The organism is Haloferax sp. s1 (genome assembly GCF_058382125.1).
The window spans coordinates 1-4,400 of record NZ_JBZRPK010000420.1; the positions used below are offsets into that span (position 1 = coordinate 1).

At 58.3% G+C, this 4,400-nt stretch carries 5 protein-coding genes and 1 pseudogene; all 6 read left to right on the forward strand.

Annotation, left to right across the window (positions count from 1 at the left end; genetic code table 11):
• The first annotated feature begins 31 nt into the window (after positions 1-31).
• A pseudogene (locus tag QT222_RS05690) lies at positions 32-948 on the forward strand (transcription initiation factor IIB).
• Between the two features lie 257 nt (positions 949-1,205).
• Complete coding sequence (locus QT222_RS05695; protein ID WP_491476589.1) at positions 1,206-1,733, forward strand: winged helix-turn-helix domain-containing protein; 528 nt, start codon at positions 1,206-1,208, stop codon at positions 1,731-1,733.
• Positions 1,734-2,183 (forward strand): toxin-antitoxin system TumE family protein, encoded by a 450-nt coding sequence (locus QT222_RS05700; protein ID WP_491476590.1) that lies wholly within the window; start codon positions 1,734-1,736, stop codon positions 2,181-2,183.
• A 60-nt stretch (positions 2,184-2,243) separates the two neighbouring features.
• Positions 2,244-3,128: a biosurfactant protein 1 gene (locus QT222_RS05705; protein WP_004060460.1), complete on the forward strand. Its 885-nt coding sequence runs from the start codon at positions 2,244-2,246 to the stop codon at positions 3,126-3,128.
• 198 nt (positions 3,129-3,326) lie between these two features.
• Positions 3,327-3,515, forward strand: a complete 189-nt coding sequence (locus QT222_RS05710; protein WP_004060462.1) for a DUF8012 family protein — start codon at positions 3,327-3,329, stop codon at positions 3,513-3,515.
• Between the two features lie 176 nt (positions 3,516-3,691).
• Positions 3,692-4,400: CBS domain-containing protein (locus tag QT222_RS05715; protein ID WP_491476591.1), on the forward strand; the 709-nt coding region annotated here is incomplete at its 3' end.

Below are 4,400 nucleotides of genomic sequence, written 5' to 3' on the forward strand. Positions count from 1 at the left end.
GGGTGCAGACAAGGCATCTCGTAAGCTACCGATGGCGACGAGACACATCTACGAAACCGACTTCACGAGGACGTATCGAACGACGGAACCACGCCGTGTCCAGAGTGTACGGGCCAGGTGAGAACGAACAGCGTTGAAACCATCTGTGAGGACTGTGGCCTGGTCATCGATGAGCAACGAATCGACCATAGCCCTGAATGGAGAGCTCACGATCAGGACCAGCGAAAGCGGACGGGTGCTCCACTGACTGCGGCACGTCACGACCGAGGACTCTCGACGGAAATCGGTCGCCAGAAAGATGCGAACGGAAACGAACTCTCTGGGCAAAAGCGCCAGCGACTGTCCCGAATGCGGCGGGAACAGAATCGTGGTCGGTTCCAGTCGAAAGCCGAGCGAAACCTCGCACACGGGCTGGGTGAAGTACGAAGAATCGCCAGCGCCCTCGAGCTTACAGATTCGGTTCGGGATCAGGCGTGTCAACTGTTCCGGAGCGCTCAGAACAAAGACCTGCTTCGAGGCCGATCAATCGAGGCGATTGCGGCAGCAAGCGTCCACGGGGCCTGCCGGTGCAACGGTCTCTCGCGGTTACTCGAAGACGTCGTCGACATGGCACGCGTTGACCAATCGAGAGTCAAGAATGCGTACAAGACGCTGAATACAGAACTCGGACTCCCGACTCAGCCTGTTCGACCGAGCGAATTCATCCCCCGTCTCGCGTCAGATCTTGGCATTTCAGACGCCATCCGGCGTCGAGCAGTGGCACTCTCGAAGCACCATCAAGAAACTGCTATTTCAAACGGGTGTCGTCCGAGTGGTGTCGCGGCGGCCTGCATATACAAAGCTGCACAGAAACACGGAAGGCCACTCACACAGCAGAGAGTTGCGGATGCTGCAGGGATGTCAGCTGTAACAGTTCGTGCCCGGAGAGACGAACTCAACGCGGCGTGAGCCGGTTTTTAACGACATCAGCTTCATACGCTGAGAGATGAGTTACTCAACCATGACGCTCACAGAGACGGTCGATTATCTCGCCGAGGAGTTAGATCTGGAGCGGAGTCAACACGTCCGACAGGTCGGAAAGGCAGTCGCAAGACTACGTGATTGAACAAGACTGGCCCTGCCTTCCCAGTAACTCAACACAGCACTCATTCGCATATATTTGAAGAATCCGAAAATATATTGAGAGTGACCGCCTACAGATAGGTATGACCGAGTTCGATCCGGCCCCCACGTCCGACGATACTCAGCGCCGGTGGCAGACGGGGACAGACACGTTTGGTCGCGTCTACGACGTTGTCCTCGGCGTTACCTCTCCGACTGCCTACACCGAGATCGCTGAGCTTGCGGACTGCTCTCCGAATGCCGCCAAAAAGCACCTTGATCGCTTGGCAGAGATGGGCATCGCTCGAGCCGAGAGAGACAGCCGCCCGGCGACATACGAACGAAACGAGGGGTATCTCGAATGGCAGGACGCCAGTCGAATCGCAACCGAGCTCTCTATCGAGGCAATCATCGACCGCGTGGAGGCGCTTGAAAACCAGCGGACGGAATACGAAGCGCAGTTCGAGACGACTGACCCAACGGCCGTCAGCGTGTTCGACCACGACGATCACGAAACCATTCACGAGCGGATGACCGCAGTCAGCGAGTGGCAGGGCGTGATTCGGGATATCCGGCTGTACGAACTTGCTCGCCAGCTCTCCCAGAACGACGGACATCTGATTCCGGCGTAAATGAGCCAGCCACCGGAGGATTCGGTGCCACACTCGACAGGCCCACCGGATCGACAAACACTGCGCCTGCTGGAGCGACACCTGTCGTCGGATTCGCTCATCGCCGAGACTGCGTTCGACCCGGATTCATACGAACCTCGACTGCTTCGTGGACTGCTCGACGCTGGACGATATCCTGACACAGTAACAGCGGCCCGTCTCGACATCCGATGGTTCACGACTGGTGATTTCTCAGTCCACTACGTCGAAGAGCACGAGGACGGGAAACGCTGGGAATGTCGCTGGGACCGGCACCCGAACGCGCACAACACCCGGTTGCACTTCCACAAGCCACCGTCTGCTACCGAAATTACCGACCTCGAACTCCCGTCGCTCCATCCACTCGAAGTATACTCCACCATCCTCACGGCGATAGAGCAACGCATAGAGACACTGTGGTCGTCACAGTGATTTCGTGATGAAGGGGAGCATGAGTTCAAATAGCATTACGAGGGAAGCCATCCACAAGAGATGACGGACCACTACTCTGATTTTGAGGAACTACGACCACTTGGCGAATCGACCCACGTTCCCGACGACGGGCATTCTGGACGCGGGAACACTGAACGAGCAGAACGAAAGCGAAAGGAAGGGCTCGGATCGTATCCAAATCGAACGAGATCGGCACGGAGCGAGTGTTCCTCGTGCGGTGCGTCGATTCCTGCGAACCGTACCAAGTGTCGGTTCTGCCTCTCGAACCATCTCGATGGAACCACCGACGATAGTCGCACCCCGGATACTGAGTGGACACTTCTCCACATCGTCCATCTGCTCGTCGAGGCGTCGACGTTCTACGCCGCCGTCGCGAAGGGTGCTGCTGCGGCTAGGCTCCTCACGAAGGCTGACAGAGATCCAGCGGTCGACGACTGCCAGCTGATCTACGACCTCGATGCAGAGCCCGCCGCACAGTTGGTCAATAAGTGGCCCTCGCTCCCCGAAGCAGTTCGAGTCACCTCTGAAAGCGGCGAACGGCTACTCACAGCCGCTCGTGAGCGGACGGGACAGGCAGAGTCGGCGCAGTCGCGGTATGAAGGGGCGCACACGACGTTCCTCTACAACGAGGGAGGACACGACGTTAGTGAGGAAAGTCGGCTTACAGGCTTACTTGAGAGGGCCGAGAGCGACGTCTGGTTGGTGCCAGCGATTGCACTCCAGCGTTCCTTCGACGACGAGCACTCCGAGAGTCGTCAACCCGACGTTCCCTCGAAAGCACGCGTTGAATGTCGCAAGTGCGGGCGAATGACTGAGCATCAGTTCCAGGAGTTCGAGTCGCTCCCAGCTGACGAATGGTCTGGCCAGCCAATGTGGGAGTGCCAAGTGTGTCAGTCGCCTCGTCACGGGCCAACTCCTCAGTAGGATACTCGGTTGAACAAGGACTTAACCAACATAGGATGTCTGCACGAGGACCGTTGGGTAAGGCTGGTGCAGGGCTTCAGCGGGAGACATCAGCGTACCTGCTTCGTTTTTCTGCGTCCCCAGAACGCTCGGCGTTCTGGTGTGCGAACGAGACGCGACGCATCTCGTTAACGCCAGAAGTCGGCGGAGGCGTACATCATGAACCCACGAGACACACCAGGATACCGGCTGCATCGCGCACTCAGCAACCTCAACAGCCTCGATTTCGAGCAACTGGACGCTCCCGACCGAGAGCGAATCGTTGAGGCCACGACGCTTCTGGAACAAGTGGGGCTGCTCACCCGACGAAGTGCTTTGGATGAGGCCGACATCGAGGTAGAATCCTGAGCACACGCCCCATCAAGTGCGTGCATTCCTCTGCAGAATACAGCTGCTCATGACCGAGTGGAAGTGCAATTGGTAGTTCGTGGTCAAAACGAGTGTGAACAGATCCAATTGGCACGTATTGCTGAAATGTGAGACAGGCATAACCGTCCTCAACCCATCCTACTAGAGAGTTACTCATGGATATCTCCGAAATCCTCTCCACGAAGTTCACCGAGTTCGATATTGGGACGCCGCTCTCGAAGGTCGCCGGCGCATTCGAGAATCAAGAACTCGATGCCGTCGTGGTGACTGACGGTGACGAGTATCGTGGTGTCGTCAGCCGCCGACAGTTGGCTTCCTCGTCCAATCAGCCCTCTGCAAAGGTCGGCTCACAGGCCCAGCACGTCCCGACTGTCGAACGCACCGAGGACGTTCGGGAGGTCGCGCGGCTCATGATTGGTAGCGACGCTAAAACGCTTCCCGTCCTCGATGACGACCGTCCCGTCGGTGTGGTGACCGCAGATGCTGTCCTTGAGGCCGTTCGGCCCTTCCTCGATGCTGTGACCGTCGAAGACGCGTATTCGTCGACGCTGGTCAGCGCGACCCCCGAGACGACAATCGGCAAAGCCCTCAACATACTTCGAGAATCCGGTATCGCCCACCTCCCCGTCGTCGATGGGGACGACCTCGTGGGGATGATAAGCCTGTACGACGTTATCGAGTTTACGACGCGAGGCGGGAGCAAGAGCCAGGGTGGTTCGCCGGGGAGTTTCGGTGGCCGCGGACGGTCTGGGAGCAGCCACGGTGGATTCGGTTCTCGCGAGGGCGACTCCGACCGCCTGCTCGATCTACCGGTACGGAATCTGATGTCCGACACAGTCGCGACGGTCGAGCGGAGCGCCCAGC

What these genes read in the sequence shown, in the direction of transcription:
- QT222_RS05695 (WP_491476589.1), top strand. Translation starts at nt 1,206, where the DNA reads ATGACCGAGTTCGATCCGGCCCCCACGTCCGACGATACTCAGCGCCGG.
- QT222_RS05700 (WP_491476590.1), top strand. Translation starts at nt 1,734, where the DNA reads ATGAGCCAGCCACCGGAGGATTCGGTGCCACACTCGACAGGCCCACCG.
- QT222_RS05705 (WP_004060460.1), top strand. Translation starts at nt 2,244, where the DNA reads ATGACGGACCACTACTCTGATTTTGAGGAACTACGACCACTTGGCGAA.
- QT222_RS05710 (WP_004060462.1), top strand. Translation starts at nt 3,327, where the DNA reads ATGAACCCACGAGACACACCAGGATACCGGCTGCATCGCGCACTCAGC.